Source organism: Roseibium sp. QJM3NY_11 (assembly GCF_056173175.1).
On the sequence record NZ_CM149660.1, the window covers coordinates 3,505,580 to 3,531,486 of the forward strand.

The 25,907-nt window shown below is 60.2% G+C and carries 26 protein-coding genes, 3 tRNA genes and 1 pseudogene; 13 read left to right on the forward strand and 17 right to left on the reverse strand.

All coding sequences use genetic code 11. From position 1 onward, the window contains the following. The first annotated feature begins 300 nt into the window (after positions 1-300). Entirely contained in the window at positions 301-1,479 is a 1,179-nt protein-coding gene (gene metC, locus AC0VX3_RS16220) for a cystathionine beta-lyase (RefSeq protein ID WP_475521377.1), read from the forward strand. A 23-nt stretch (positions 1,480-1,502) separates the two neighbouring features. Here metC and AC0VX3_RS16225 read toward each other — a convergent pair whose 3' ends face one another. The 4 genes from AC0VX3_RS16225 to AC0VX3_RS16240 form a co-directional block, all read right to left on the reverse strand. Continuing rightward, the gene (locus AC0VX3_RS16225; RefSeq protein ID WP_342894925.1) at positions 1,503-1,817 is read right to left on the reverse strand and encodes a lipid-A-disaccharide synthase N-terminal domain-containing protein; all 315 of its coding nucleotides are present in this window, start codon (positions 1,815-1,817) and stop codon (positions 1,503-1,505) included. Between the two features lie 66 nt (positions 1,818-1,883). Beyond that, entirely contained in the window at positions 1,884-2,645 is a 762-nt protein-coding gene (locus tag AC0VX3_RS16230) for a glycosyltransferase family 2 protein (protein WP_475521378.1), read from the reverse strand. Beyond that, positions 2,642-3,553 (reverse strand): phosphatase PAP2 family protein, encoded by a 912-nt coding sequence (locus AC0VX3_RS16235; RefSeq protein ID WP_475521379.1) that lies wholly within the window; start codon positions 3,551-3,553, stop codon positions 2,642-2,644. The genes AC0VX3_RS16230 and AC0VX3_RS16235 overlap by 4 nt, the downstream gene beginning before the upstream one ends. Next, positions 3,537-5,366 carry an ArnT family glycosyltransferase gene (locus AC0VX3_RS16240; protein ID WP_475521380.1) on the reverse strand — a complete coding sequence of 610 codons (1,830 nt, stop codon included), beginning with the start codon at positions 5,364-5,366 and terminating at the stop codon, positions 3,537-3,539. The genes AC0VX3_RS16235 and AC0VX3_RS16240 overlap by 17 nt, the downstream gene beginning before the upstream one ends. A 170-nt stretch (positions 5,367-5,536) precedes the next feature. Between AC0VX3_RS16240 and AC0VX3_RS16245 the strand changes: the two genes are divergently transcribed. Further along, a complete protein-coding gene (locus AC0VX3_RS16245; protein ID WP_475521381.1) occupies positions 5,537-6,373 on the forward strand; it encodes a phosphodiesterase in 837 nt (278 codons plus the stop codon). Beyond that, entirely contained in the window at positions 6,373-6,921 is a 549-nt protein-coding gene (locus AC0VX3_RS16250; RefSeq protein ID WP_475521382.1) for a CAP domain-containing protein, read from the forward strand. Before AC0VX3_RS16245 ends, AC0VX3_RS16250 begins: the two co-directional genes overlap by 1 nt. A gap of 300 nt (positions 6,922-7,221) precedes the next feature. Here the strand turns inward: AC0VX3_RS16250 and AC0VX3_RS16255 are convergent, their stop codons facing one another. Beyond that, a complete protein-coding gene (locus AC0VX3_RS16255) occupies positions 7,222-8,637 on the reverse strand; it encodes a YcaO-like family protein (protein WP_475521383.1) in 1,416 nt (471 codons plus the stop codon). 248 nt (positions 8,638-8,885) lie between these two features. Here AC0VX3_RS16255 and AC0VX3_RS16260 point away from each other — a divergent pair, with 248 nt between their 5' ends. Both AC0VX3_RS16260 and AC0VX3_RS16265 read left to right on the forward strand, forming a co-directional pair. Further along, the gene (locus AC0VX3_RS16260) at positions 8,886-9,176 is read left to right on the forward strand and encodes a hypothetical protein (RefSeq protein WP_475521384.1); all 291 of its coding nucleotides are present in this window, start codon (positions 8,886-8,888) and stop codon (positions 9,174-9,176) included. Positions 9,177-9,254: 78 nt separating this feature from the next. Then, positions 9,255-9,536 carry a hypothetical protein gene (locus AC0VX3_RS16265; RefSeq protein WP_475521385.1) on the forward strand — a complete coding sequence of 94 codons (282 nt, stop codon included), beginning with the start codon at positions 9,255-9,257 and terminating at the stop codon, positions 9,534-9,536. A 13-nt stretch (positions 9,537-9,549) separates the two neighbouring features. On the opposite strand, the gene AC0VX3_RS16270 is transcribed toward AC0VX3_RS16265, so the two are convergent. Continuing rightward, positions 9,550-11,529, reverse strand: a complete 1,980-nt coding sequence (locus tag AC0VX3_RS16270; protein WP_475521386.1) for a BTAD domain-containing putative transcriptional regulator — start codon at positions 11,527-11,529, stop codon at positions 9,550-9,552. A gap of 180 nt (positions 11,530-11,709) precedes the next feature. Here AC0VX3_RS16270 and AC0VX3_RS16275 point away from each other — a divergent pair, with 180 nt between their 5' ends. Further along, positions 11,710-11,967: a hypothetical protein gene (locus AC0VX3_RS16275; protein WP_342894935.1), complete on the forward strand. Its 258-nt coding sequence runs from the start codon at positions 11,710-11,712 to the stop codon at positions 11,965-11,967. Between the two features lie 545 nt (positions 11,968-12,512). Here AC0VX3_RS16275 and AC0VX3_RS16280 read toward each other — a convergent pair. After that, positions 12,513-12,589: transfer RNA gene (locus tag AC0VX3_RS16280), tRNA-Arg, on the reverse strand. 121 nt (positions 12,590-12,710) lie between these two features. Then, complete coding sequence (locus AC0VX3_RS16285) at positions 12,711-13,016, reverse strand: ETC complex I subunit (protein WP_342894936.1); 306 nt, start codon at positions 13,014-13,016, stop codon at positions 12,711-12,713. 347 nt (positions 13,017-13,363) lie between these two features. Between AC0VX3_RS16285 and AC0VX3_RS16290 the strand changes: the two genes are divergently transcribed. Continuing rightward, on the forward strand, positions 13,364-13,597 hold the full coding sequence (locus AC0VX3_RS16290) for a hypothetical protein (RefSeq protein WP_475521387.1): 234 nt from the start codon (positions 13,364-13,366) through the stop codon (positions 13,595-13,597). Positions 13,598-13,757: 160 nt separating this feature from the next. On the opposite strand, the gene AC0VX3_RS16295 is transcribed toward AC0VX3_RS16290, so the two are convergent. From AC0VX3_RS16295 to AC0VX3_RS16325, 7 genes and pseudogenes are all read right to left on the reverse strand, one after another. Further along, a tRNA-Pro gene (locus tag AC0VX3_RS16295) sits at positions 13,758-13,834 on the reverse strand. Between the two features lie 293 nt (positions 13,835-14,127). Beyond that, positions 14,128-14,340, reverse strand: coding sequence for a hypothetical protein (locus AC0VX3_RS16300; protein ID WP_475521388.1), 213 nt, complete (start codon positions 14,338-14,340; stop codon positions 14,128-14,130). A gap of 30 nt (positions 14,341-14,370) precedes the next feature. Then, complete coding sequence (locus AC0VX3_RS16305; RefSeq protein WP_475521389.1) at positions 14,371-16,332, reverse strand: hypothetical protein; 1,962 nt, start codon at positions 16,330-16,332, stop codon at positions 14,371-14,373. Positions 16,333-16,384: 52 nt separating this feature from the next. Then, entirely contained in the window at positions 16,385-16,819 is a 435-nt protein-coding gene (locus AC0VX3_RS16310; RefSeq protein WP_475521390.1) for a type III secretion system chaperone, read from the reverse strand. 213 nt (positions 16,820-17,032) lie between these two features. Further along, positions 17,033-17,518, reverse strand: coding sequence for a DUF192 domain-containing protein (locus AC0VX3_RS16315; RefSeq protein ID WP_475521391.1), 486 nt, complete (start codon positions 17,516-17,518; stop codon positions 17,033-17,035). A 174-nt stretch (positions 17,519-17,692) separates the two neighbouring features. Beyond that, complete coding sequence (locus AC0VX3_RS16320) at positions 17,693-18,274, reverse strand: cold-shock protein (protein ID WP_342894942.1); 582 nt, start codon at positions 18,272-18,274, stop codon at positions 17,693-17,695. A gap of 137 nt (positions 18,275-18,411) precedes the next feature. Further along, positions 18,412-19,191, reverse strand: a pseudogene (locus AC0VX3_RS16325) (SIR2 family NAD-dependent protein deacylase). A 59-nt stretch (positions 19,192-19,250) separates the two neighbouring features. Here AC0VX3_RS16325 and AC0VX3_RS16330 point away from each other — a divergent pair. The 3 genes from AC0VX3_RS16330 (at position 19,251) to AC0VX3_RS16340 (ending at position 21,946) form a co-directional block, all read left to right on the forward strand. Continuing rightward, positions 19,251-19,691 (forward strand): VOC family protein, encoded by a 441-nt coding sequence (locus tag AC0VX3_RS16330; protein ID WP_342894944.1) that lies wholly within the window; start codon positions 19,251-19,253, stop codon positions 19,689-19,691. 125 nt (positions 19,692-19,816) lie between these two features. Then, positions 19,817-19,892: transfer RNA gene (locus AC0VX3_RS16335), tRNA-Glu, on the forward strand. Between the two features lie 512 nt (positions 19,893-20,404). Then, positions 20,405-21,946: a caspase family protein gene (locus AC0VX3_RS16340; RefSeq protein ID WP_475521392.1), complete on the forward strand. Its 1,542-nt coding sequence runs from the start codon at positions 20,405-20,407 to the stop codon at positions 21,944-21,946. 129 nt (positions 21,947-22,075) lie between these two features. Here AC0VX3_RS16340 and AC0VX3_RS16345 read toward each other — a convergent pair whose 3' ends face one another. Next, positions 22,076-22,492 (reverse strand): ExbD/TolR family protein, encoded by a 417-nt coding sequence (locus AC0VX3_RS16345; RefSeq protein ID WP_475521393.1) that lies wholly within the window; start codon positions 22,490-22,492, stop codon positions 22,076-22,078. 151 nt (positions 22,493-22,643) lie between these two features. On the opposite strand from AC0VX3_RS16345, the gene AC0VX3_RS16350 reads away from it, so the two are divergent. From AC0VX3_RS16350 to AC0VX3_RS16360, 3 genes are all read left to right on the forward strand, one after another. Further along, entirely contained in the window at positions 22,644-23,093 is a 450-nt protein-coding gene (locus tag AC0VX3_RS16350) for a DUF1036 domain-containing protein (protein WP_475521394.1), read from the forward strand. 82 nt (positions 23,094-23,175) lie between these two features. Beyond that, positions 23,176-23,607: a hypothetical protein gene (locus AC0VX3_RS16355; RefSeq protein ID WP_475521395.1), complete on the forward strand. Its 432-nt coding sequence runs from the start codon at positions 23,176-23,178 to the stop codon at positions 23,605-23,607. Between the two features lie 46 nt (positions 23,608-23,653). Next, the gene (locus AC0VX3_RS16360) at positions 23,654-24,325 is read left to right on the forward strand and encodes a MotA/TolQ/ExbB proton channel family protein (RefSeq protein ID WP_475521396.1); all 672 of its coding nucleotides are present in this window, start codon (positions 23,654-23,656) and stop codon (positions 24,323-24,325) included. On the opposite strand, the gene AC0VX3_RS16365 is transcribed toward AC0VX3_RS16360, so the two are convergent. Next, entirely contained in the window at positions 24,317-25,792 is a 1,476-nt protein-coding gene (locus AC0VX3_RS16365; protein ID WP_475521397.1) for a hypothetical protein, read from the reverse strand. The genes AC0VX3_RS16360 and AC0VX3_RS16365 overlap by 9 nt on opposite strands. Positions 25,793-25,907: the final 115 nt, after the last annotated feature.

Below are 25,907 nucleotides of genomic sequence, written 5' to 3' on the forward strand. Positions count from 1 at the left end.
CGGATCGCAACTGCGTACCCATCGGTGCATTCACAGCAGGCGGCAACGCGCGAAACCTTCCTCACAGCTTACCGATGCCAGACAGTCTTCAGCCTTCGCCCTTCACGCGAGGTCTTCGCAGGCGCAACCTGGTCTCCGGCCCGTCCCGCGATCGTTGCATCGAGCCGTTTCGAACGCCGCCAAAATCACAAAGCGACCACATGGGTTGAAGAAAACCGACAATCCGATATCGTGATCTAATGCATTGAATTCAAACATTAAAGAAGAGCCGGAAATGCCCGGACACTCAAGAAGGACAAAATGAGCAAGGATTCCTCCCTGTCGAAAAAGAGTCTAGACACGATCCTGGCCCATGCGGGTCGCGATCCCCTCGCCTTTCATGGCTTTGTCAATCCACCCGTCGTGCACGCCTCCACCGTGCTTTTTCCCGATGTGCAGACGATGCTGACGGCCGGCCAGCAATATACCTATGCACGGCGCGGCAACCCGACAACCGACGCCCTGGAAGGCGCCTTGATGGAAATCGAGGGCGCGGCCGGTGTCAAAATCGCGAATTCCGGCCTCAACGCGATTGCGCTCGCGGTTTTGTCCTGTGTCAAATCGGGTGATCACTTTCTTGTCGCCGACACGTCCTATGGACCGACCAGGCACTTCGCCGACACGGTCCTTCCCGGTCTCGGCGTAAGTGTGGAGTATTACGACCCCGGCCTGGGCGCCGGTATCAAGGCGCTGTTCAGGCCCGAAACCACCGCGGTCTTCACCGAAGCACCCGGTTCGCTCACGTTCGAAATGCAGGACGTTCCGGCCATCGCCGCTGCCGCCCATGACATCGATGCCATGGTGCTGATGGACAATACATGGGCAAGTCCGCTTTATTGCCAGCCACTGTCCCTCGGCGTTGATCTCTCAATTCAGGCCGGCACCAAATACATCGTCGGGCATTCGGACGTCATGCTTGGAACGGTCGCGGCCAGCGAACGGGCCTGGAAAGGGCTCGACAGCTTCTACGGCGCCATGGGCTGTCATGTCGCTCCAGATGACATCTATCTGGCTCTGCGCGGCCTCAGAACCCTCTCGGTCCGGCTCGAGCGCCATCAGCGCAACACGCTGAGCGTTCTCGACTGGCTCAAGGACCTGCCTCAAGTCAGTGCGATCCGGTATCCGGCCCTTGAAACAGACCCTGGCCACGCCCTCTGGAAGCGCGATTTTTCCGGGAGTTCCGGCCTGTGTGCGTTTGATTTCGCCAACGGCACCGCCCGAGACCAGGCCTTCGCCTTTCTCGATGCGCTTAATCTGTTCGGGCTGGGTTATTCCTGGGGCGGCTTTGAAAGCCTGGCCATACCCGTTCGCCTGAAAGGCATGCGCACGGCGTCCCCGTTCGATCCCGACCGGCAATCCGTGCGGCTTCATATCGGCCTGGAAGATCCCGAAGACCTGATCGGCGATCTCGACCAGGCCCTGACGAAAGCGTTCGGCTGAGGAGGCCCCTGGGAGCGGCCCGGTCAGATGGTCGGGTCGTTCCGCTTTTCCTTGAAGATCAGCCAGATGTTCCGGAAATAGATCAGGAGGCCGAGTCCCTGCCCGGCAATGAAGACCGGATCCTGGCGCTGAACAGCGTAGATCAGGAGCAGCGAACCGCCGCCGATGGAGAAGAACCAGAAAGCGACCGGAACGATGGAACGGCCGACCCGTTCGGAGGCGATCCACTGGATCATGAAGCGCATCATGAAGAAGAACTGGGCAACGAACCCCAGAATGATCCAGAAATCGAATTGCTCGACAAAGACGGCGTGAAACCAGTTCAGAAGTGCGTCCATGAGGCGGATCCAGTCAGTTTCGTCGGGCGGTAAGCCCCGTTATTCGGTCTCGTTCCGCAGGAACAGTCAGGTGAGCGGTCGGACCTGCGGAGTTTTCTTGCGGCGGCGGCGCAACCACCAAACTCCGAACAGATCCAGAATTCCGATCAGCGCACGATCGAAGATGCCGTATTTGGACGTGCCGTGGCGGCGCTGGCGGTCCTGGACGTCGATATGGGTCACGCCGTAGCCCTCCCGGATCACCAGGGCCGGAAGAAACCGGTGCCAGCTGTCGAAATACGGCAACTGAAGGAAGACCTCGCGGCGCAGAGCCTTCAGGCCGCAGCCGCTGTCCCGGGTCCGGTCCCTCAGGAGAGCGCCCCGCAACTTGTTGGCGGCCTTCGAGGCATAGCGTTTGGCCAGGCTTGCCTTGCGCCCGAGGCGCTGCCCGGCGGCCAGGGCAACCGCTGGTCCCGCGGCCTCCAGGGCATCGAGCAGATCCGGGATATAGGCCGGATTGTTTTCCCCGTCACCATCGATCGTGGCAACGACATCCCCGCGCGCATTCTGCAGCCCGGTGCGCACGGCACAGCTCTGACCGCAGGATCCTTCGTGCCGGATAGGCCGCAGCCAGTCGTGGGTCGCCGCATAGTCCTGCAGCACGATGTCGGTCCCGTCGGTGGAGCCGTCATCGACCACGATCACCTCGAAACGCCGGCCTGTCAGGGCCTCCTCGATCTCGTCCAGAAGGATCGGCAGATTTTCCGCCTCGTCCTTCGCCGGGACGACAACCGTGACGGCAAGGCTGCCGCTGCCGGCAGCCAGCCCTTCCAGAAAGCTTTGTGTCATGGGTCCGTCCGTTCTGCGACATCAGCGCTGTTGGCGTCCATCACGACCCGGTCGGCGCCGCGCTGTCCGCGGCTCACCTGCCAGGCCGCACGCAGACAGGCCATCGCCGAGCGCCGGTTCAAATTGGGTTCGATCTTGCCGGTGGCAGACAGGTGAAAGCCGATCCGGCGCCGGGCCATGGCCCGGACCGTGAAAAACGTGAAGGTCATGCCGAGCAGCGTGCCTGCAATGACATCGCTTGGATAATGCGCACCGACCATGACCCGGCTGAAAGCCAGCCAGAAGGCTCCGACAACGATCAGCCAGCGGTAAGCGGGAAAGATGAAAGCCAGCGCGGTTGCAAGCGCGGCGACCGTGGTCGAGTGGCCGGACGGAAAACTGGTGTAGGTGCCGTCGAAGGCCAGGAAATCGAACCGGACGGGTCCGACTTCTTCATAGAGCTTCGGACGGGCCCGACCGAGCGACCATTTGAACGCGATAGCCAGGAGACCCGTTGCCGCGACCGAGTAGAAAATGAAAGCCGCGTAGGTGAACAGCGCGCCGATGGCCATGCGCAGCCTGAATGTGTAGCGGCCCGCGTCCAGCGCCAGCAGGCCCAGACAGGTGACACCGCTGGAGATCAGGATCCAGTCCGCCTTGCCGAAATCGGTGAATGTCCGGAAAGCCGACCGGTATTCACCCGGAAGCGACCGCAGCCAGGGATAGGTCGGCACATCGAACGCGACCACCGCGATCCCGACGGTCAGCAGGAGGACGGCGAGGATATCCTGCGGCCTCTGTCCCGGTGGCAGGGTGTCCCGGTTCTGCCGTGCCCGCTCCCTGCGCCCGGAAAACAAAATGGCAGCGCGCCGCATGTTCCCGCGCATGCGCGCCAGAATATGCCAGACATATTTACTGCTGCTCTGCATGGTGGTCTTGTGTACCCGTAAGCGGACTTGCTTTCTGATATAGCGCGATATCGACCTTGTCGCCGCCGTTTATATTGAGGCCCTCTACCCTTTTTCGCGCCTCCGGCACAAGACCAATTTCCTTCGCGGCCGCTAAAAACGCCGCTTCTTCCCGGCTTTCTATCGCGGCGATCCGGCAGGTTGCTGGGTCCGCGCCGGCCGGCTCGCTCAGGAATTCGGCCGCGCCCTTCGGTGATATGATGCGCGTGTCGGTGCCTTCCAGGAAAATGAAACTCGGCTCATGGAAACCTGCCGTGACCACCTGCCGGGACCCCTGGTCCGCACAGCCCGGAATTTCGTCAAGGGCCGCGACCAGGCGCGGGCTCACCCACACAGGCGTGAGCGCGGGGCCGACAAATCCCCAGATACCAATGGCAAGACAGATTGCCGACAGGGTCACGGCGGGCATTGCATAAAGCGCAGGCCCGCGCAAAAGACGCCCGGCAGCGGCGATCGCGAGAACGCCGGCAAGAGAGACGATGACGACACCCGGAGGCGATGGCCAGGTCTGCAGGGCAAACGGTCCCCCGAAAGTGGCGACCGCCAGACCCAGGGCGGGCAGCGCCAGCAAGATGGCAGCGATCCAGCGCAAGGTGGCCCTTGTGCCCGTGCCCGCTCCCTCGATCATCGCCGCGGCAACCGGCAGCGCCAGCGCAGGCAGCACCGGCATGGTGTAATGGGGCAGTTTGGTCGCCACGAGTTCAAAAACGATCCAGCTCGGAAAGAACCAGGCGGCAGAAAAAACGACAAGCGGGCTTTTGCGCTCGCGCCAGATCAGCGGCAGCGCGATCAGAAAGAACGACGGCAGCGGCCAGAAAACCCCGAGCATCGCCCCCAGATGCGTGAGCGGCGGCGCGCCGTGGCCTTCCTGACCCTGACCAACCTTGCCGAACAGGTCCCTTCCGATCGCCTCGGTGAAGAAGGTGCCGTCGGTCGCGATCCAGATCGCGACGAACCACGGCGAGATGATGATCAGGAACCAGGCGAAGCCGAGCAGGGGCGACGCGGCCCTGAACCAGGAAAACTTGCGCGTCAGGGCAAACAGACCGACGACCGTGAGCCCGACCACCATCGGTCCGACCGGCCCCTTGATCAGGACACTGGCGGCCAGCGCCGTCCAGAAGACGAATCCCGTTGCCCACATGCGTCTGTCGGAAGCTTTCAGCCAGATCCGCGCCAGTGCGGCTTGCGCGACGATGATTGACGCAAGCAGAACAGCATCGGTCTTTGCCAGGCGCGCCTCGACGCCGACTATGATCGCCAAAGCGACGAACCCGCCGACAAGCAGGGCCCCCGCCGGGCCCATGAATGCACGCGCCAGCCAGAACGATGCCAGCACGCTCAGCGTCGCACCAATGATGGACGGCAGGCGGTATACCCAAAGCGGCGCTTCCGCGCCTGTCCCGGTGAGTTTCGCAGCGGCGGCCTGCAGCCAGTATATGCCCACAGGTTTCTTGTGCCGGGCCTGTTCCTGGAAACGGATGTCGACGTAGTCGCCCGTTTCCAGCATCTGCTTGGTGGCTTGGGTGAAACGGGGCTCATCGCGGTCCAGCGGCGGCACGGTCCATTGACCGGGCGCGAACAGGACCAGCGACAGCAGGAGCAGCAGAAACGGTGCGGTTATATCGTGACCGAAAATGTGCAGCCAGACCGGCTTGCGCGGTCGTTCGACCACCGGCTCAGGATCGGGCGGCACCGGCGTGGTCCCTCCGTCCTGTTTCCCAGCCGTCCGGTCCGTTGCCGGGTGTTTCTCGCCGTCGTTCTTGTCCACCATCGATTCTCGCGTTCAGTGACTACATCCGGGAAGGATTGGACCGCCTGCCCCGTTCCCTGAAGGTTTCTCCTACATGAGCTTTTCAAAAAGGGAAACAAGTGCTTGCCCTGTCGCCTTGCTGGGCTATCGTCCGGGGCATTGAATCATCAGTCGGGACTCGTGGATTATCAATGACATTGATCGCGCATATGACGGACCTGCATTTGCGCCCGAGAGGGCTCGCCTGCTATCGCGTTTCAGACACGAACATGCTTGCGGAGCGGGCCATCCGGTCGCTGAGGTCTCTTGAAACGGTTCCGGACGCCCTCGTCATCACCGGCGACCTTACCGACCGCAGCGACCCGCGGGAATACGCGGTTGCCAGACGCCTTCTGTCCCGACTGGACATGCCGGTCTACCTTCTTCCCGGCAATCACGACGGGACAGCCGACATGCGCCGCGAGATGGCGGGTTTTCCGGGCCTGACGGAGACCGCGGACGGCAAGATCTGCTATGCGGTGAACATTGGCACCGTGCGCCTGATCGCGCTCGACACGCACTTGCCCGGCAGTCCTTGCGGGGAACTCGGACAGGCGCAACTTGCCTGGCTTGACGGAAAACTGCGGGAGGACCGGCGCCCCACCCTGATCGCCCTGCACCACCCTCCCGCGCTCTCGGGTATCCAGCACATGGACGCCATAGGCCTCACCGATGCCGAGGCACTTGCGGACGTCGTCTCCCCGCATGCCCATGTCGAAAGATTTTTGTGCGGACATCTGCACAGGCCGATCATCGCCGCCTTTGCCGGCCGGATCATGACGCTGGCCCCCAGCACCGGGCACCAGGTCGCGCTTGATCTGACGGAAGACGGGCCGGCCATGTTCAACTTTGAGCCGGCAGCCTATTTTCTGCACCACCATTCGGACCGGACAGGCGTGGTGACCCATATGACTTATGTGGAAGATTTCCCCGGACCCTACAATTTCTTCTCCGACGAAGGCGTCGTCTGGCCGGGAGACGAAACCTGATGAAGCCGGCCACCGGTTTACACGGCAGACGCGCCGCGATTGCGCTGTTTCTGATCGGCGTGGCCGTGTCTGCATGCAGTGTCGTGCCCGGCGGCGGCGAACTCGAGGACAGAACCGTTCTGACCGACCAGCCGGTCGACAAGGCGCAGATGCTGTCGATGATCAACAACGACCGCGAGAGACATGGCCTCCCGGCGCTTCGCCACGACAGCGAACTGGATGCGGTGTCCCAGAAGATGGCGCGGCACATTGCCGAGCGTGACAGCATGGAGACCTGGGCGCACAGCGCATTCGGGCTTTCCCAACGTCTCGACAAGGCAGGCTACGCCAACTCCGCGGCCGCGGAAAACCTCGGGGCCGGATACGCGGATCTCGCGGCGGCCTTCGCCGGCTGGCGCGGGTCCGAGGGGCACAACAAGAACCTGCTCAATCCGCATGTGACCCGGGTGGGCATCGCCCGGACCAACCGCAATACCGGAAAGTGGCGGAATTTCTGGGTCATGACGCTGGCCCGGCCCCACGCAGACGGACGTCCACGTCTTCGCTGAAGACGCCAATCGGAAAAAAATGGCGGGGTACGTCCCCGCCAGAAGTTTCTTCCAGAGATTGGATGACCCAGTCGTCATCCGGACGCCCTGCATCTAAAACTTGAATTCAGGAGTCATGTTTTTTAACTGGCCATTTTCCGGCTGTCAAACCACCATGTCCGGGAAGTGTCTGGTACGGAATTCCAATGTGCTGACGCGCTGTCTGCCCGCCTATCTGGCCGCCTGCAGTCAGGGGTGCCAGAGATTGGAAACACTCAGGGGCCGGTCGAGACGCGACCCAAACCTGATTGTCCGCTGGCCCTAGAACGGAAACGGACGCGCGGCGAAGTCCTGTTCCGATGCGGGGCTGGCGCGCAGTCCGCGATCGACCACCCCCTGGAACAGCCGCCGCCGCCCGAACCGGGGCTCCCAGGTGCACAAGTCCGGTGAGAGCAGCTTGATGCAAGGGATGCCCAGGTCCGGGCGCGTGGCGTCGAATTCCCAGATTTCGATATGCGCATCGGCACAACTCTGCAGGAGATCCGCGTAACTGTATGTATCCGTCAGAAAACTGTCGCGCGCTGTCGGCGCTGTCTTCAAAGGCAGGTCGTCAAGAATCGAACTGTGGCGCGCATAGGCCAGCTGGCGCGGTTCCTGGCTCCTGCCATCTGTAGCCGTCTCCTTGTCGGGGTAGGCCCTGTCCATCAGGGCAAGTGAATTTTCCGACTGCAGCATCTCTTCAATTGCACTCGTGCAAGCCGAGGGAAGATCCCAGCCCGCGGAAGATCCAAAGGCACATCCACGTCCACCGGGATCAAAGGACACCGCCATTGCAACCTGAACCGCCAGATCGGTTTCGAGCACATAGACACCCCAACCACGCGACTGCTCATTCAGAAAAATATAAAGTTCACTCGGCAGTAATTTTTGAAGATAGGTCTTGACGATCCGGTTTATCCCCAGGCGGTTGTACCACATCTGAGCCACCGCATCCCGCTCCGCAAGCTCAAGCAACGCACGCTCCCGCGCGCCTTCCAGGGACGACCAGACCGCGCAGCCGGTACTGGATGCGAGCCCGGATAACGGGCCAACGGTCTGCTCAGCACCCTGAAACAGAACACCGAAACTTGGCAACTGTGAGACCTGACCGGTGATCAGACTGCGCAAGGGGACGTACCCGGCGGAGGATGCCGACGACCCGGGATCCGAAACCGGCCCCTCCCTGGCAGGCACACTCGCGCCGCAGGCAGCAGCCTTCTCTTGCGTCGCGCTCAATCCCAGAAGACCGGCCAAATCCACTTCCGGTTGCTCCACCCATCTGGAAACCGTCCGCGGATCTTCGGGACCCAGACTACAAAGGCTTACACGTTCCGCCATCTCGCCAAGACAACTTATGGCTGCATTTGCTCTCCGCATTCCCTGCCCGCCCGCAGGAATTCCCCGGACCATAGCCCCCCGGGCTGCCGCCGTTGACTCACTCATTTTCAGGATGCCCGTGCAGAACCAGACCGGGCAGCCAGGCCGCGACATCGGCCTGAGCCTGACGTCGAAATGCGTCAGGAGCGGTGAAAACAGGTTCAAGGCTTCCTCGTACTTGAATGTCTCCAGCCGGGAAGCGCCCGCGCCGGCGGTCACCAGACCGACACGGACAAGGTCCGCAATCACGCCTTCGGCAAGCCCCTCGAGCGCGTTTTCCGAGCCGGGCACAGCCTGCCCCTTGTTCCCGACCCGCATCATTGAAACCCCTTCCACAGCAGCGACCAGGCGCCGTTACTCACCCAGCAATTGCATCCATCGCAGATTGTCGGAACTACTATTGTGAGTAGACGCCAATTCATTCTACATTCTGCTTCGAAGCAGTCATAAAGCAACTATAGACTAGTGAAGATAATTTTTTACTAACGCTTCGCTAAATTCAGAATTGCCCGGTGACCATCCAAGTTCCTTGCAGACATTCTTTCAACAACAACTTCAGGAGGCTTATCATGAACGCCATCAACACATCGAAAACCGAACTCGAAATCGGAGCAAAACTTGGCGCAATCATCCAGGATGCCGCTGCCCGCGATCAGTTGATCGAGAACCCGACTGAAGTTCTGGCAGAAATCGGCGTACAGAGCAATCTGACGATCCTGGCCGACACCGCCGACACGGTCCACCTGGTCATCCCGGCCGAAGTCGATGCAGCACGCGTTGCCGCGAATGACGAGACCTACTTCGAAGAGCTCGGAATGCTGGCACTCGGCAGCTGCTTCTACGAAGATCTGCCGGAATAATCGGTCCGGATCAACTGAAGCCCTTAAACTCCGCCCGAACCGCTCATGGTTCGGGCGGGAGTACCCAGAGCGTGCAAGATGGCAAGATTTCCCTACTACAATCGAAACGTGAAGGCTCTGGGAGAGCTGCTCGCGAAAGCGGCCACGGACCCGGCCTTGTCGGAAGCACTCAAGGCCGATCCGAAAAAACTGTTGTCGGACATCGGCTTGCCCGGCCAGACCACCGAATTGCTCCGTTTTTCCGTCGTTGAGCAGACCCCAGGCGAGAAAGTTGTCTCTCTGCCCTACAGGCTGAACAAGGAAAAACTCAATCAGGAAGATGCCGATTATCTGACAGGGATCGCCAGTCTGGTTCAATAGGTGCAGACAGGGATCACTCGAACAGGAATTTTTGCACCATTGCGGCGCCCTTGTCATAGTTTTCCCTGACGTTCTCGTCCTGGAAAAAGTTAACTCTGCGTCTCCAGCTCACCGGATCCTGAGCCAGTTCAGGTGAGGTTTTCAACAATTCGCCGCGGCGATCGGCAAAGGTCGTCAGTATTGAAATGGCGTCGTCATGCTTGCCTGCGCAAACGAGAGAGGCGACGCGTGTCGTCAGTCCGCCTATGCTCAGCCCAGCACCGCGTTCAATTTGTCGAATTGCGTTTTCATAGTCGTCTGCCGCGAAAAAGATATTTGCCATATACTCATAAAAAACGCGTGGCACGAACGAGAACAGATTGAAGGCTCGCTCCGCGGTCACTCTTGCTTCATCCACATCTCCGGAAAACGCCAGCCCTTCCGCAACAGACATCAGGTTCGCCGGATCGGCGGAACTCAGACGTCCGGCATTGTGGAATGCGCGCCTGGCCTCTTCCGGCATGTTGGACAAGATCAGTGCCCACCCGTACACGCGCTGATTCACCGCTTGCCAGGGATCCAGGACAATTGCGCGCTCGGCGACATTGAGCAGGCCATTGATTCCATCCGACGTCGTTCTGTTGTGAAGAGGAAAATGAAGCTCCTGTTTCATGATGATCGACGCTTTTCCTGCATATGTCATCGAGAAACTGCTGTGCGTCCGCTCAAGCTCATTCAGCAGATGCATGGCCTTTTCATCTGACTGAGGCGTGAAATCCCACAGGAGGGCTTCGGCCTGGCACCAACGCGCGAATACGGCTGTATTCGCTGGATGCCGAAGACGATTTGTTGCAAACGAATGCACGCGGCTGACGATCTGGCTCGCAGACTTGGTAATTCCATCCCAAATCGCAGGATCCACGATCTCGTTGAAGACAATCTGTCCGCTGCCACGGTCCTCGAACTGAATGGCAATTTTTCCTGACCGCTCGTCGTGTCGGAAACGAAGGAGATAACTGCCAAGGTCGTTGCCTTTGACCAGCGTCGCCATCGGAAAATTCTCGTCACCGAAATATTGCGACTCGTAAAGATCAAACGACCTGAATGAAGACAGGCCGGAGACCACCTCTTCCCTCAGGTGCACGGCATCGCCCAGGCCTTTTTTTGACAGCGACGTCGACAGGATCGATATTTCCGGGAGGCGGACGACATCCTCGTTGTTGGGAAGAAAACCCCTGATGGGCTTCACGTCCCCGGTGTCCTGCAGGCCCTCGTGGCGGACTGAAGCGGCGTCGTCCCGCTGCAGGAGATTTTTGGTCTCCTCCTCCGGCTCGGCATCCAGGTGCAACCGCATTTCGCGTTCACAGGTCCGCAGTTGCTGCTCGGCCCGTTCGCGCTGGCCCAGTTTGAGATACAGCCGGATCAACACCCGATGCGCCGACTCGAACGCCGGATCCATCTTGAGGAGAAAGCGTCCGCCGGCCTCCACCTTCGCGCCTTCGTCGTCGACGGAGATCTCGTTGAGGTGCCGAAACGCCGCACTGGCCACTTCCGAGCGGACCCGTTCCCGTTCCACTGTCAGCCAGTCGGAGAATTCCGGATCTATGTCATCATATCCGCTCATGAATTCGCCGCGCCACAGCTCTTCCGCCTCGCGGAAGTCGGACGCGTTGCCGCGGTTCACCAATTCCAGAACCCGGGTCAGATCGGAAAAGAAGAGGGCCTGATCGAGCTGAACATGACCTGGAGAGGAGCGAACGACATCGATGCCGGCAGTTTCTTCGGCCGTCTTGAGCTGGCGAAGGGCCTGACGCAGCGACTGCATCGCCTTGTGTCTGTCCGTGCTGCTCCACAGCAGATCGGCCAGCGCTTCCCTTGGCGACGTCAGGCCGCCCATGCGGCCAAGATATCCCATGATCGCCAGCGCCTTGCGGGTTTTTACCGCGACGGGATCCTGGTCCTTATCGAGGAGCAAAGGCCGTCCCAGACATGCGAAGCAGGACGCGATTGCCATCAATTCCCCGTTTTTGAATTCTAGGTTTTCGGATCCGTGATTGCGCAACTGCGAATATCGCGCAACCGGAAACACAACAACACCTTATCACGCTCATTTCACGCTGCAACAGCATGATTTTGGTGGATGGTCACAGCAGCGTTGCTGCAATCGGCAATACGAATACTGGTGGGTAGTGCTATGTCTAAGACAGTTGTCAAACCGGACCGTACCGAGATTGAACAGGAGCCGGCAATCGAAGCGATCAAGCGCATGATCCGCTATACAAAGAAGGAATCGGACAAGGACGGTCGCACGTTCTGTTCCTATTTCCTCGATATGGCGCTTCAGTCCCTTGAGGACGGGTCCGAAGATGTCGATACGATCCTGAAGTCCAAGATCACCCCTCTCATGGTGGGTCAGAAGACGATGGATTCCGGAAAAGCCGAATCAGCCTGAGCCGCCACTTGGCGACAAGAGATCGCGCCGTGCCGAAGACATCCGGGCGGCGCTTCTCCTTTCCAATTGCAGCAGGCGCCCATTGCGACCCTGCGAATTGATCTGTTTCGCTCCCGGCATGGTCCGGGATGGCGAGGTCCGGGCCGGTCCCTTCTGAGGCTTGCATTGACCGAGGCTTGCCTCGCCACACGACCGGAACCGCTGCTCTGTTCAGTCAAGTCATGTCGCCCGGCCGAAGTTTCTGCCCGGTCGAACACCTTAATGTCGAACATGGTGGCCGTTTGCACATCCCAGCGGCCCATTACCGACTTGCCCGCCTGCAGTGTTGCGCCTGCCTGGAAACCGGACATTTTTGCGCTCAAACGCAGCTGGCAGACAACCAGATAGACTCATACCATTTCAACATGTGAACGGGCTCTGACCCTGGGTCGCATTGGCCCTTTCCAGGACCTGTCGACACGAACGACTTGAAGCCGGTGATCTCGCGGCATGCCAGGAACCGGCAAGCGACAGTGCGAGAAATGAAATTCTTGAAAATGAAAAAATGGCGACCCCGGCAGGATTCGAACCTGCGACCATTCGCTTAGAAGGCGAGCGCTCTATCCAGCTGAGCTACGGGGCCGTGTTTTTGCCGAACGGATCCGGTTCCTTGTCCTGATCGCTGAAATGAAACTTCATTCGATCCGCTTATCCGCAATCAACAGGCATGCCGGGACGATTGCGCCGGCACGCGGAACGCGCGTTCAATGTGTCCAGGGGGCCACACGGTTGAATTTGAAATTGTCCGCATAGGCCGAACCGCGCACCTTCCGCTCGTGAACCTTTTCAACCCGATGCGGAATGCCGTGACGCCGGGCGTAGGCCACCGCGTCTTCCTGGCTCTCGAAATAAAGCCGGATCTGCTGTTTCATGTCTGAAGAAGACGTGTAGCCCATCAATGGCTCGACGGACTTGGCAGCCTCCGGCTCATAATCCAGTATCCAGCGATGGGTTTTCGCCTTGCCTGACTGCATGGCGGTCTTTGCCGGACGATAGATGCGCGCAACCATGTGAACAGCCCTCAAATCGGATCGCGGAGAGTCAATTTCTCTTACAGGAGCTTTTTCCCGCCTTTGCCACCAGAGTCAACACCGATCTTGGCTCTCTCGGCCTTTCGGCCACATCGAACGTTGAACAAATTCCGCTGAAAGCCCGTGTTAACGCTGTCAGTCGATGGCGCCTGCGTGACACTATCGTGACATGACAGCAGACCGCCCGTCGTGTTATGAGCTGACTTTACGTGAACAAGCAGTCATCGGCCCACGTTTTTTCGGGCATCATTGCGTGAACAGACCGATCAGGGAGCGGGCGCCCGGAACGGGTCAGCTTCACGGAAGAGAATGAGCAAGACCAGAATATGCAACACGACCATCTGAAACCGCTTGACGCGTATGTGCCGGAACATGTCCGACCGATCACTGTAAGCACTGACGATCTGAAAGCTGCAATCGAAGCCGCCAATATCGATACCATGTGGGACATGATTCTGACCCTCGACTACGGCGTTTCGGATCCGGATGACCTGTCTCGTGAAAAACGCGACGAGTTCCTGAACGTGATGTCCCTTCTCCTGAAGGCCTACGACCGGTAACCCGATCCAGTGTCGAGCCTTTTTGGGCGTCTTGGCGCCGGACTGATCACAACAATTTCAAGACATAGATCAGAGTGCACACTTGCCGCCACGAAATGCGCGGCCATCGCTGCCTGACGCTGATCGCTGCTAAAACCGGCGTTTCTGAAAGCTGGAGTAATGGTCGGGGCAGCAAGATTCGAACTTGCGACCCTCTGGTCCCAAACCAGATGCGCTACCAGGCTGCGCTATGCCCCGACTGCTGATTTCTGGGGTGTAAAGACGTTCGCGGGTTCCGTCAAGCGGGAACAGGCCAGGAAGTCTTCATACCCACGATCCATGGACGCCCGAGACGTAGTCACGGCGCGACCGGAGACACGACAAACGCCCCGCCACCCCCTCAATGCCATGTTCATCTGAATTGACCCCGTCGAGCGAAGCGAAACCGGTCCCCGCTCAAGCGGATATCAGGCAGAGCCGGCACAGGTGCGAGACCTGGCGGCAGGTCGCAAAGCCGGTCATGGATGTTTTCAGCAGGAAAACCCGTCCGATCACACGTCGTTCGCGTCGGCATTGCCCAGCGTTGGCGGCGCGGAAGGCGGATCGGACGGTTCCGCCTCGTCGTTCCACCCGGTCGCGCCGGATCCACCGAAGGTGGCGTGAAGGGCTACCGCGGGTGTATCGCCTCCCTGCTTCAGGATCCGGCGTGCCATGGCGTGCAATTGCTCGCGGGTCAGTTCCGAGCGCGTCTGTTTCTCAGTCATCATGCTTTCCTGACGTCATTGCATTTGAGTTCAACCGGTAGTGCCATGTCCGGCCAGCCAGCTTTTCGTTTCCCGAACGGCCGGCCAAAGAACCGTGTCGCCGTATTCCTCGGCGATTTCGAGAAAGGCCATCATGTCATCGACAAACAGATCGGTTGTTGCCTCCGGATCAGGTTGATCCTCGAAAAACTGATGACCCAGACAGGTCAGAAACAGCTCGCAGGCCTCACGGTTTGTCATTTCCATGGGCTCGGTGCCCGCATTTTCTGTCGGGACCATCACGGTTGTGGCGCCATCCGGATTTGACATCAACTCCCGGAAATTCAGAACGACCCTTCCCCGGTCTGTCCGTTCACCGATCTCGGCGCCGGCATATTCTTCGGAGGCCTTGCCGTTCAGATAAATCGTGCCGTTGTTCAGATCGACACCGAACACGGTCGTGGTCGTTCCATCCGGCGCTTCCTTGCGGGACTGGATTTTGGCCAGGTGCCCCATCGCGTCCTTTTGCACCGTGCCTATCTGCACCCCCTCTCCCTCCGGCGTCGTCAGATAGAAGAGACCCTGAAACGGTTCGGTGTGATCACCAAAAAACTCCTGCCCGTATACACCGGGTGCAGGCTGCACTCCCATACCCGGAATAATCATCACGTGATGCTGCTCATTGTCCTCGCCTATGTAGGGGATGACCACGTCCGTGTGATGCACGAGGCCGGACTGGTCCTGCGTCAGGGACAGTCCCGTGAGCCCCGGATTCGCAATGCCTGTCACGATCGACTGAATACCGATGTCAGCGAGCCTGCTCTGCAATTTCGCCGCCAGGCTGATGCAGTTGCCAAATCCATACTCGTCGACCACGGTGGAAAGATCGGGCTCGAAGGCGGCAAACAAGTCCGCCAGCGCCGCATCAGGGTTTTCCCGCCGTTGGTCACGCACGTATCGGGCAAACTCAAGGATCCCGCCGAGCCTGCTGTATGGCTTGTCACAGACCTCCTCAAAGACAGCCCTGATGTTGTCGACCTGTTCCTGTGTGAGTTTCTGATCGATGTGGAGTTTGACGTTGCTCACGCGCTCGAGTTGCAACTGACCGGTTTCATCGCGGGCGACGGTAAAGCCGCGGATCCTTGTAATCATAATTTTCTGCAAGATCACGGTTGCTTCGCGTTGGTTCGCGCGATCCGGTTCGACCGGGGCGCGCGCCAAAAGGAGGCTCATCAACTCAAGCCCCTCAGGATTTCGATCCATGAAGGTGAGGTTGGTGATTGCTTGTCCAAGCAGTTCCGCCGCGCCCTGAATATCTCCGAGTTGCAACTTGAACAGGCCTCTCGCAATATCCTGCTGCGGCTCGTTGTTGTTCTGATAGGCCAGAGAATCAAATAAATTCAGGAGCTCTTCGTCCAGATCCAGGCGCAAGTGAAAGAGCAGTTCACCGAGCGACGTTTTCAGGCCTGTCTTCAATACCTCGAGTGAAATCGGCCGTTCCGGGTCGAACTCAAGCTCGAAGAGGGCACAATCGTCATACGAAAGCCGGCGCGCCAGGTCTGCCACCTCCTCGGCTGTCATATGCTTCAGGTCCTTGCGCAGTACCGTCGCCAGATCGAGCGGACAGCCCTGGGCCACCACCGCGGTCAGGATCGTGCGGATGTCCATCCGCATGTCTTCCGTCGTGTGCGCGCGCGCGTAGTGCTTGAAGGTCAATATCTCGTCGAACAGTTTCTTCTCGACCGGGATCATCTGCGCACAGCGCATCCTGAGGTTTTCCCTGGTCTGATAGGTGAGTCTGTTCTCGATAGCCTCCCCCTTCTCATTCGACACGCCGAGAACCTCCACGAAAGTCGTATAGCTCGGACGGGCATCCTCACGCGCCAACCGGTTGGTCACATGACCGGGAACCGGCTGCAGCCAGGCTTGCTGTTGCGTATCGGGGTCATACTCCTGATGTTGTGTGTGTATCAATTGAATGGACTGTGTTGTGTCCAGACGAATGCCACCCATGGTGCCGTTCCCCTATCTCGAAAAATTGCATGAAACTCAAATGTCGAAAGTCTCAGACGCGCATCAGGACCACTTCACCTGCCGTGTCGCGATCTTCGGACACAAGCTCCGGCGATGCTCCCTCAACCAAATGCGCTCGCAAAGCCGCCACACGTTCGACAAACCGGCAAACGGCGATCTTCAGATCATCGCCGGTGACCCGTTCGGCCGCGATGACCTCCCTGGCGATAAACGCAGTTTCCACGGGATCGAGGCTGACGAAAGTCGCGCCGAAGTCACCGGAATGGTTTGCCTCCAAAGCCGCGCGAAAATCATGTTCGCAAGCATCCGCGATCATCGCCTCGAAGCTCAGTGTCTTGCCGTCCTCGCTCACCGCGACGACGACGACTGTCCCGGAGATCCGAAGTGCGCAGTGCCCGGAATTGTCAGGAGCAAGATCAATGCTCAGCAAGCGACCGAGATCGACCACAAGCGCGCGTGCCTGCATCTGGATTTCCTTCAGCGCCGTATTTTCAGTTTGGAAGGAAGATAGTATTTGCCGTCAGGGAGGCATGTCCCGTTTGGTACACGGATTGTCGGAACGTGTAGATGCCACGTATCCGCAAGCGCCATCGCCCTGCCGGATGGCGCTCCGGGGCAAACCCGATCCGTAAAATACCTTCGTGCCGGCGCGGACGGAAAAGTCGGCGGCGCCTCGGACCTAGTCGGTCGTCATCGACGGACTGCTGGCGGTGTCCCCGGCCTCGATCCCCAGCTCCGCAGCCCGGCCCGCATTCAGTTCCAGCACGAACCTGGCCGGTTTGCCGGACGGGATCGTGTCTGTGGAAAACGGAGTGGTGCCGGATGCGATGCTGACAATGGCTCCATCCGCGCCGATGAAAATGATATCGAGCGGCAACGGCGTGTTCTTCATCCAGAAATAGCGCTGGTCTTCGCTTTCGAAGACAAACAGCATGCCGGTGTCCGGTCCCATTTCTTCGCGGAACATCAGCCCCATGGCACGTTCGCGGTCGCTAGCGGCGACCTCCACCTGGAAGCGGTGGATCCGGTCAGCGGATGTGACGACCAGCGTTTCGACCGGCAGATCCGTCTGCGGGGTGTCGGCGCGGACGGCACCCGAAAAAGCCATTGTCGCGACAACGGACAAGACCATGAACAGAACCGGGCGGGACAGGTGGAGAAGCATTCAGACACGTCCTGACGCAACACTGAAGATGCAGGAGTTTGACACCGGATCACCCTGCCTTCGAGGCAGGGCCGACAAAAGAAAAACTTCCGTGAACGTTCGGCCAACAAGAAGGCCGGAACATGTCCGGCCCTGGCTTTCGAGCGAAAACGGCGGTGCGACCGCGACCGGCGATCAGTGGGAAGCGGGAATATGGGTCCCGGTGCCGACCGGTCGGATCTCGGCCGCCATGCGTCCCTTGGGACCTGCGCCGAACCGCACGAGAACGTCCTGCCCCGGACGCAGCTCCGTGATACCGAAGCGCCGCAGCGTTTCCATGTGGATGAATATGTCTTCCGTCCCCTCGCCCTGTGTCAGGAAACCGAAGCCCTTGACCCGGTTGAACCATTTGACGGTGGCTTTTTCGAAGCCGCTTTCGGCGACGACCTGAACATGGGTTCTGGAAGGAGGCAGTTGCGAGGGATGCGTGGCACTGGTTTCGTCCATGGACAGGATGCGGAAGGCCTGCAGGCCCCGCGGCCGGTCAAGCACTTCGCAAACGACCCGCGCACCCTCATAGGCGGTCTGAAAGCCGTCCCGCCTGAGGCAGGTGACATGCAGGAGAATGTCCTCCTCGCCGCTGTCCGGAACGATGAAGCCATAACCCTTCCCGACATCAAACCATTTAATCGTTCCGGCAATCTCGAAGACATCGACGGCAACATCTTCCGTCATCGTATCGAGTGCGCGGGGTTCCCGTGCGGTCTTAACCCCCATAGCCTTTTGTCCCGTCCCTGGTCCGCATCATCACAACTGTGGGCAAAACCCGACTCGCCCGATTGCTGATTCCTAATAAAAGGATAACATTGTGCTTTCCGACGAGAAGGGAAATTAACGAACTAACCACAGGCCATTTACGGAATATCGGCCCCTGGCCCTCCGAAATCGGCAAATGTTCGAGCAAGCGGCGTTCGAATGACTGTGGACGCCAGCGAATCGAGCGGTGTGGCGTCGCGATTGAGAATCACCAGTTCAGCACCTGCCCTGACCGCCAGTGCAGGCAATTGCGCGGCCGGATGCACGGCCAGCGAGGAGCCAAGCACCAAGAACAGATCGCAATCCTGCGCTGCGCCCGCCGCTTTCCGGACGGCGTCATCAGGCATCTGCTGGCCGAAACTGACCACCGCCGCCTTCAGCAGCCCGCCGCATCAGTTGCAGCGCGGGCTCCGCCCGCCGTCAACACACGCCCGCTGCGCTTCAAGGTCTGCGCGCGCGCCGCAGTCCAGACAGGACGCGTAAGTGGAATTGCCATGGATCTCGACCAGCCGGTCTTCCGGAAATCCTGTCTTCTGATGCAGCCCGTCCACATTCTGTGTGATCAGGCATGCAAGCCGGTCCGCGTTGGCCAGACCGGTCATCGCCCGGTGCGCGGCATTGGGAAGCGCGCTGTGGAAAAACGCCAGCATCTCGTACCGCCGCTGCCAGTCTTCCAGGCGCTTGCTCTCCAGCGTGAGAAAATCCCGGTATTGAACCGGCTGCCGACGGGACCAGATGCCGCAAGGTAAGCGAAAATCCGGGATGCCGGATTCCGTCGAGATCCCAGCGCCGGTCAGAACGACAATGCGCCGGTAGGAACCTTTGTTGAATTGTGCCACAAAGTCTTGCGCTTCGGGCAGACTGGTTATGCACTTCATCGGCCTGTCCGGTGCCCCTAGAAATGAAAATGCGCCTCGCGAGAGGAAAAGGATAGGACATGCGTTATTTGCACACGATGGTCCGCGTGACCAGCATCGAGGACTCCCTGGATTTCTACTGCAACAAGATGGGCATGACGGAAGTGCGCCGGATCGAGAACGAGAAGGGCCGCTTCACGCTGATCTTTCTGGCAGCCTCCGAGGATATCGAAGCCGGCAAGGCCAATTCCGCGCCCCTGCTGGAGCTGACCTGGAACTGGGATCCGGAGAGCTATTCCGGCGGACGCAATTTCGGCCACCTCGCCTATGAGGTCGACGACATCTATGACTATTGCGAAACCCTCCAGAAAAAAGGCGTTACGATCAACCGCCCGCCCCGGGACGGCCGCATGGCCTTTGTTCGTTCGCCGGACAACATTTCCTTCGAGCTTCTGCAAAAGGGCGAAGCTCTTGAAATCAAAGACCCCTGGGCGTCCATGCCGAACACCGGCGAGTGGTGAAACAGGCCGGTTTTCAACAGTGACAGGTCCGGTGATCCGGGCCTGCAAAAAATTGTAACATAAGCTCTTGCGGGCCGAACCATTCCCGCCTATAAGCCTCCCCACGACGCAGCCGCGTCGACCGCGCGCCCATCGTCTAGCGGTCTAGGACGCCGCCCTTTCACGGCGGAAACACGGGTTCGAGTCCCGTTGGGCGTACCAACTTTCTTCCCCATTTTTGATCAAGCCGACACCGCGCAGCTCGCATGGGCTCTGCCCTGTGCGGACACGCGCGAACCGCTGTGCCGGATCGTCGCTCCAACCGGGACGGCCCGCCCGGAAGCTCCCGTCTGAATCCATCGTCAGCCGCCGCCGCCCGCGCCGTAGCCCGACGGGTCGAGACACCGAGCGGAAACAACGGGCAATCGGCACTTCACCCGATTTTACCTTCCCTTCAGGCAATCGGAGAAAATGCCACTATTCATGCCCTCGAAAGTGGTGTTTTCGGAAACAATTGGATATAGTCGGCTTCTGATTTGAGTGGGAGCGTCGCCGGACAGGGCTGGCGGGGTTCCTCGGGGTCATCAGGGGCAGCATTTCCAATTTCAAGTTCCTGTGACGCGTATTACAGAACCATATCGCCAATCGGGGTACGCCTGTTCTCAAGAGGGCACAAACCTCGTTTCAAGATCGGTCCAACCGACAGGCAACATTGATCTACGAGAGGACAGGACATGTTCAAACGACTGATCGCCGTGCTGGCAATGATACTTGCAGGAACTGCGCCGGCACTTGCGAAGCGCGTTGCCCTTGTGATCGGCAACGGCGCCTACGAGCACACGGTAGCTCTTCCCAATCCGGCGAACGACGCCCAGGAAATGGCAGCCAAGCTGCGTGGCCTGGGTTTTGACGTTGTCGCCGGGCAGGACCAGACCTACGCTGACATGCGCAGGTCCGTGATGAATTTTTCCAAGAAGGCCTATGGCGCGGAGATCGCGATCCTCTTCTATGCAGGTCATGGTCTGCAGGTCGGCGAGCAGAATCACCTCGTACCGATCGACGCGACGATCGAGGACGAAACCTCGCTCGACTTCGAAACCATCACGGTCGATTTCATCCTGCGGCAGATGTCGAAGGACGTGAAGGTTCAGATGGTGTTCCTGGATGCCTGCCGCGACAATCCGCTGGCACGTACGCTGGCGCGGCGCATGGGCCCCAGCCGGTCCGGCAGCGTCGGCTCCGGTCTGGCGGAAATCAAGATCCAGGAAACCGGTGGCGAAGGCTCGGTGATTGCATTCGCCACCAGCCCCGGCGATGTCGCGCTTGACGGTGAAGGCACCAATTCCCCGTTCACCTCGGCGCTCATCCGGCACATCGATACGCCCAATGCCTCCATTCAGACGGTGATGACCCGCGTGACCGGAGACGTCTTCGAAGAAACCGAGAGACGCCAGCGTCCCTGGGTGAACGCGTCCCTGATCGGTGAGGTTTTCCTCAACAAGCAGGAGGCAGCGGCCGCAGCTCCGGCAGCGCAAGTCGCCGCCCTCGGCACCGCGCCGACCGCCGCCGCCCAGCAGCCCGCGCCAGCGGTCGCGGCGTCGCCGTCGGCGACCCAGTCCACCATTGCCTGGGAACGCGAAAAGCTGATCTGGGAAACAGCGAAGGCCAGCAACACCGCAGCCGACTACGAGGCGTATCTCGCTGCCTACCCCAACGGCCTGTTCGCGGATTTCGCGCGCAACTCCATCAAGCGTCTGGGCAGCCAGAACCAGGTGGCCGCGATCAATCCCGGGGTGGTCCCCGGAGCCGCACCGGCGGGCGCTGCTGTGGCAACGCTTCCGGACCCGCAGAAAGCCATTCCGGGAACGCAGATCACGGAATCGACCCTTGGCTGGAACCGGACGGCGCGCCGGGAAGTTCAGGCCCGCCTGAATCTCTCCGGTCATGACGTCGGCCGCCCGGACGGTGCCTTCGGTCCGAAAACCCGCGCGGGCGTTGCCTCCTGGCAGACCGTCAACGGCATTGTCGCGACCGGCTATTTCACCGCAGCCCAATATGCCCTGCTGACCTCGCAAACCGCGACGCAGTATTCGGCGTATATCGCCGAAGTGAACCGCAAGCAGCAGGCCGCTGCCGCGTCGCGCAGTGCCGGAAGCCGCAATACCAACAAGCGCCGGACCACCAAGAGAAACTCCGGTGGTAGCATGAATCCGGCCGGAGCCGCCTTTCTCGGCGGTGTGGTCGGCGGGATCATTGGTGGCGCCATCGGCCGCTGATACAGGCCAGGAAAACAGAACAGGCGGTCCGGTTGTGCCGGGCCGCCTTTTTCATGCGCCAGCTTTTCAATGCGCACCTATTTGTTTCATGAGCTATCCGTGGCACTGCCGCGCAACCGCGCCAGGCGGTCAGTCCAGATGCAGGCTCACCCGTTTCAGCCGCGATGCCCGTGCCTCGTCCAGAACATGCACGACCCGCTGGAAATCGATGCCCTTGTCCGGCACCAGCAGCGCGGTTTCTGCGCCGAGATCCGCCAATCGGTCCAGTTCCGCCGCCAGTTCACCAAAGGACAGTTCGACGCCATTGACAGTCAGTTCGGCGCGCTCCCCTGCCCGGACCACGATGAATACGGCGGGACCACGGGGCGATGACGCCTGCTGCGTGCCTGCCTCGGGAACCGGCCGTTCCAGCGAAACGGACAGCGGGCGCCAGATGCCGAAGGTCGAGGACAGCAGGAAGAACATGATCAGGATGAAGATCACATCGATGAGAGGCGTCAACGGAATGCGCCTGCGTCTGGCTACCGGCGTCTGTATCAGGATCATCGTCAGGACCGAGGCACGAAATGGTGTTTGTTGAAAGTGGCCGCCGAGTGTCACCCAGATTTCTCCGGAGCTCAATCGCAATTGCGAAATTGACCGCCGAGAAGCATTTCCGTAGCGTGCCTGTTCAATTGACCGAACCGGAACCGTTCAGATGAATAAAAGGTCCGGCTATGCGGCGGCCGTATTTCGCCCGGCCCGCAGCCTCCTCGTTACCATCGGCCTGGCTGCAGGAGCGTCCCTGCTGCCGCAGACAGCCGAAGCGGGCTTGCGTGTGTGCAACGGGTCGGTCGATCTGGTCAATGTGGCTGTCGGATACGAGACCGACGACGGGCTGAGAAGCGAAGGCTGGTGGACCATCACCGCAAATGCCTGCAGCCAGGTGCTGCAGGAACCGCTCAAGAATGCGCGCTACTACCTTCACGTCGCCGACGGTTTTGGCGAAAGCCGGCTCGCTGGGGACATTACCCTTTGCATTCGGGAAGAAAAATTCGTTCTGTATGATGGGGATCAATGCTGGCAACGGGGGCTTATCGAAGCCGATTTCTTTCAGATCGAAACCGAGGGCGCGCAAGACTGGACGGTTCTTCTGTCTTATGACTGAACCGGTTCACGGGCTTCAGGTCATGGCCTGACATTTGATTTCAACAACGACACGTGATTTTCAGGGACACTTGGGGGTATCGATGCGTTTTTTTGTTCATTGGGTTTTTGCTGCCGTTTTTGGCGTCGCGAGTGCCACGGGCGCTCAGGCCGAGACCGTGACCGGCAAGATCAGTCTTGAGCTCAACCAGTTGCAGCCGATCGCCGATGGTGGCTGCCGGCTCTCGATCATCGCGACCAACGGGCTCGAACGTCCGATCGATCAGCTCGGCCTGGAGATGGTCGCCTTCGACAAGGACGGGCTTGTCGAACAGTTCCTGCGCCTGAAATTCTCGCGCATTTCCGCCGGAAAGACCAAGATCCTGCAGTTCGACCTGGCCGGGAAACCATGCGACGGCATTTCGCGCCTGCATGTCAACAACGTCATGAACTGCGTTCCGCCCAGTATCACGGACGTCTACTGTCCCGATCTCATGGATCTGGGCAATCGCACGCCCGTTCAATTCGGCGACTGACGTCATATTGCGTCAATCATGACCCATCTGAGGAAACGTCGCTCGCATGGTTGAAACCTCCACCTCCCTGCTGGAACTGGGCGGACCGGTCGTCCTGATCCTGCTCGTCATTTCCATGGCGGCGCTGGCCGTCATCTTCGCGAAGGTCTTTCAGTTCTCGAGCGCCAGGGTTGGGCGCAACAACCAGGCCCGCCAGGCCGTCGCCTTGTGGCGGTCCGGCGATCGGGCCAAGGCCGCGCAAAACCTGCTCAAGGACCGGTCTCTGTCCGCGTCGCTGGTACGCGGCGCGATGGATGCCATCCAGATGCTGGATCAGCAGCCCCTGTCATCCCAGGAACGCGACATCCGAGAAGAACGATTGCACGAAGAGATCTCCGCGCGCGCCGCCGATCGCCTGTTCGCTCTTGCAAGCTGGCTGAAGGCGCTTGACCTCGTGACGCAGATCGCCCCCCTGCTCGGTCTTCTCGGCACCGTCATCGGCATGATCGATACCTTTCAGACCCTGCAGGATTCAGGCGCCGCCGCAAGCCCGGCCACGCTTGCCGGCGGAATCTGGGTGGCGTTGCTGACGACGGCCTGCGGTCTCGCTGTCGCGATCCCGGTTTCGGTCGCGGTGACCTGGTTCGAAACGCGTCTCGAAAAAGAACGCGCCGCCCTCGAGGTGCTCCTGACCGGCGTGTTCACGGCAGGCGCCGGTGTCCCGCAAGCTTCAGGGTGAGACCTTGAAGGCAGACAGGGAATAGACCCCCGGCTGGGCGAGTATATCCGTGATGCGTGCGGACGGCTGTACCCTAAAGCGCGGCGGCTGACGTGAGGCGGGCCGGTTCCAGATGGCGAGCACAAGCGCCGTTTCCTCGCTCTGGCTCGCCATAAGCGTGACCGGCACCTTGAAACGCCACGCCCCGGCTGTCCTGGCGCTGGAAACCGGGAGCAGGAACTCGCGGCCGTCGTGGATCTGTCCCGCGTCGTCAATCAGGTAAAGTTCCGGCGGCCCCTTCCCGCTCAGATCCAGCCCGGTCTGTTCAGCGGCGGCGATGCGCTCCAGCGGCAGATCCCGCCGGATCACCCCTGTCACATGCGAACCGCTCCGGACCACCGTGCCGTCAAGCTCGACCAGGCCGGCCGCCTCGATGCCTTCGGACAAGCCAAGCGCATTCAACAGGCCGCACTGGCTTGAGGTCACGAGACGCAGTTCTATGGCCGCCTCATAGCCCTGATCCGCGGAGAACCGCTTGTCGAACCTGACAAAGGGGTCAATGCCCGACCCGAACGCCGTGACCGATGCGCTGTCCGACCCCGCTGCCAGTACGGAGAGGTGCGCACAGTCTCCGAAATCGTAGGTCTCGACATAGTTCGTTATTCTGGCGAGCGGATCGATCGTGGCGACTTCCACGGGTGGGACGCTCTCGGCCGGTTCCGATGGCGGGGCCACCGCCGGCACAGCCGATGTATCCGGTTCGCTCGGCGATATCGCCGCCACGACGGTTTCCGCAGGCTGCACAGCGGAAACGACCTGCGCGGGTGACACGGCCTCGATCTCCACGCTCGCAACGGGTGTGATCCCGGCGTTGGCGGCAATCACGGTCTCTGGCTCTGGCTCTGGCTCGGTGACGCTGAACACCGGGACCGCTGCCGGGGCAACCGGCTCAACACCGACAGACGCGATCGGCTGCGCCTCAGTCGCAGAAGACACGATCGTCAACACGTCCTCGCTGATCAGCCCGACCGTGCCCTGGCTGACCGTGACGGGTTCGATCACGGCACTTTCGGCGGCAGTGGTGGAAACCGCCGGTGTGACAGCCGGCGGCACCACGTCCGCCACGTCGAAAGGCGCAAGCGTGGACGGATCCGCCGGAAGACTGTCGGTTACCGGTGCAAGAGGGATGTCTCCGCCGGGCTCAAGCACCTGTGCCACTTCCGCCGGCCCAGCCTCTATTACCTCTATCGTCTCTATCGCCTCGATCGTCTCGACCTGTGACAGGATCGCAGTTTCCGGAGCAGCCGGGGTCACATCCGGAACCTTGGCGGAAACGGCCTCCACTGGGTTGGTGTCTGGAACGGACAGCACTTCCACACTTTCGACGATGTCGGAGGCTGCGAGCACGTCGCTCGCAACAGGCTGCAATTCGTTCACCTCGCCGGAGGCAGGTGTGGTTTCAGCAACTTCCGAAGCCGAGACATCCACGGCTTCAACTGCCGCCGCCTCCGGCTGCAGGGGGGAGACGCGACCACGTCCTCAAAAGCCACCCCTCCGCTTTCGATGATGATTTCGGTCTCGGTCAGTTCAGCCGGATCCTGTT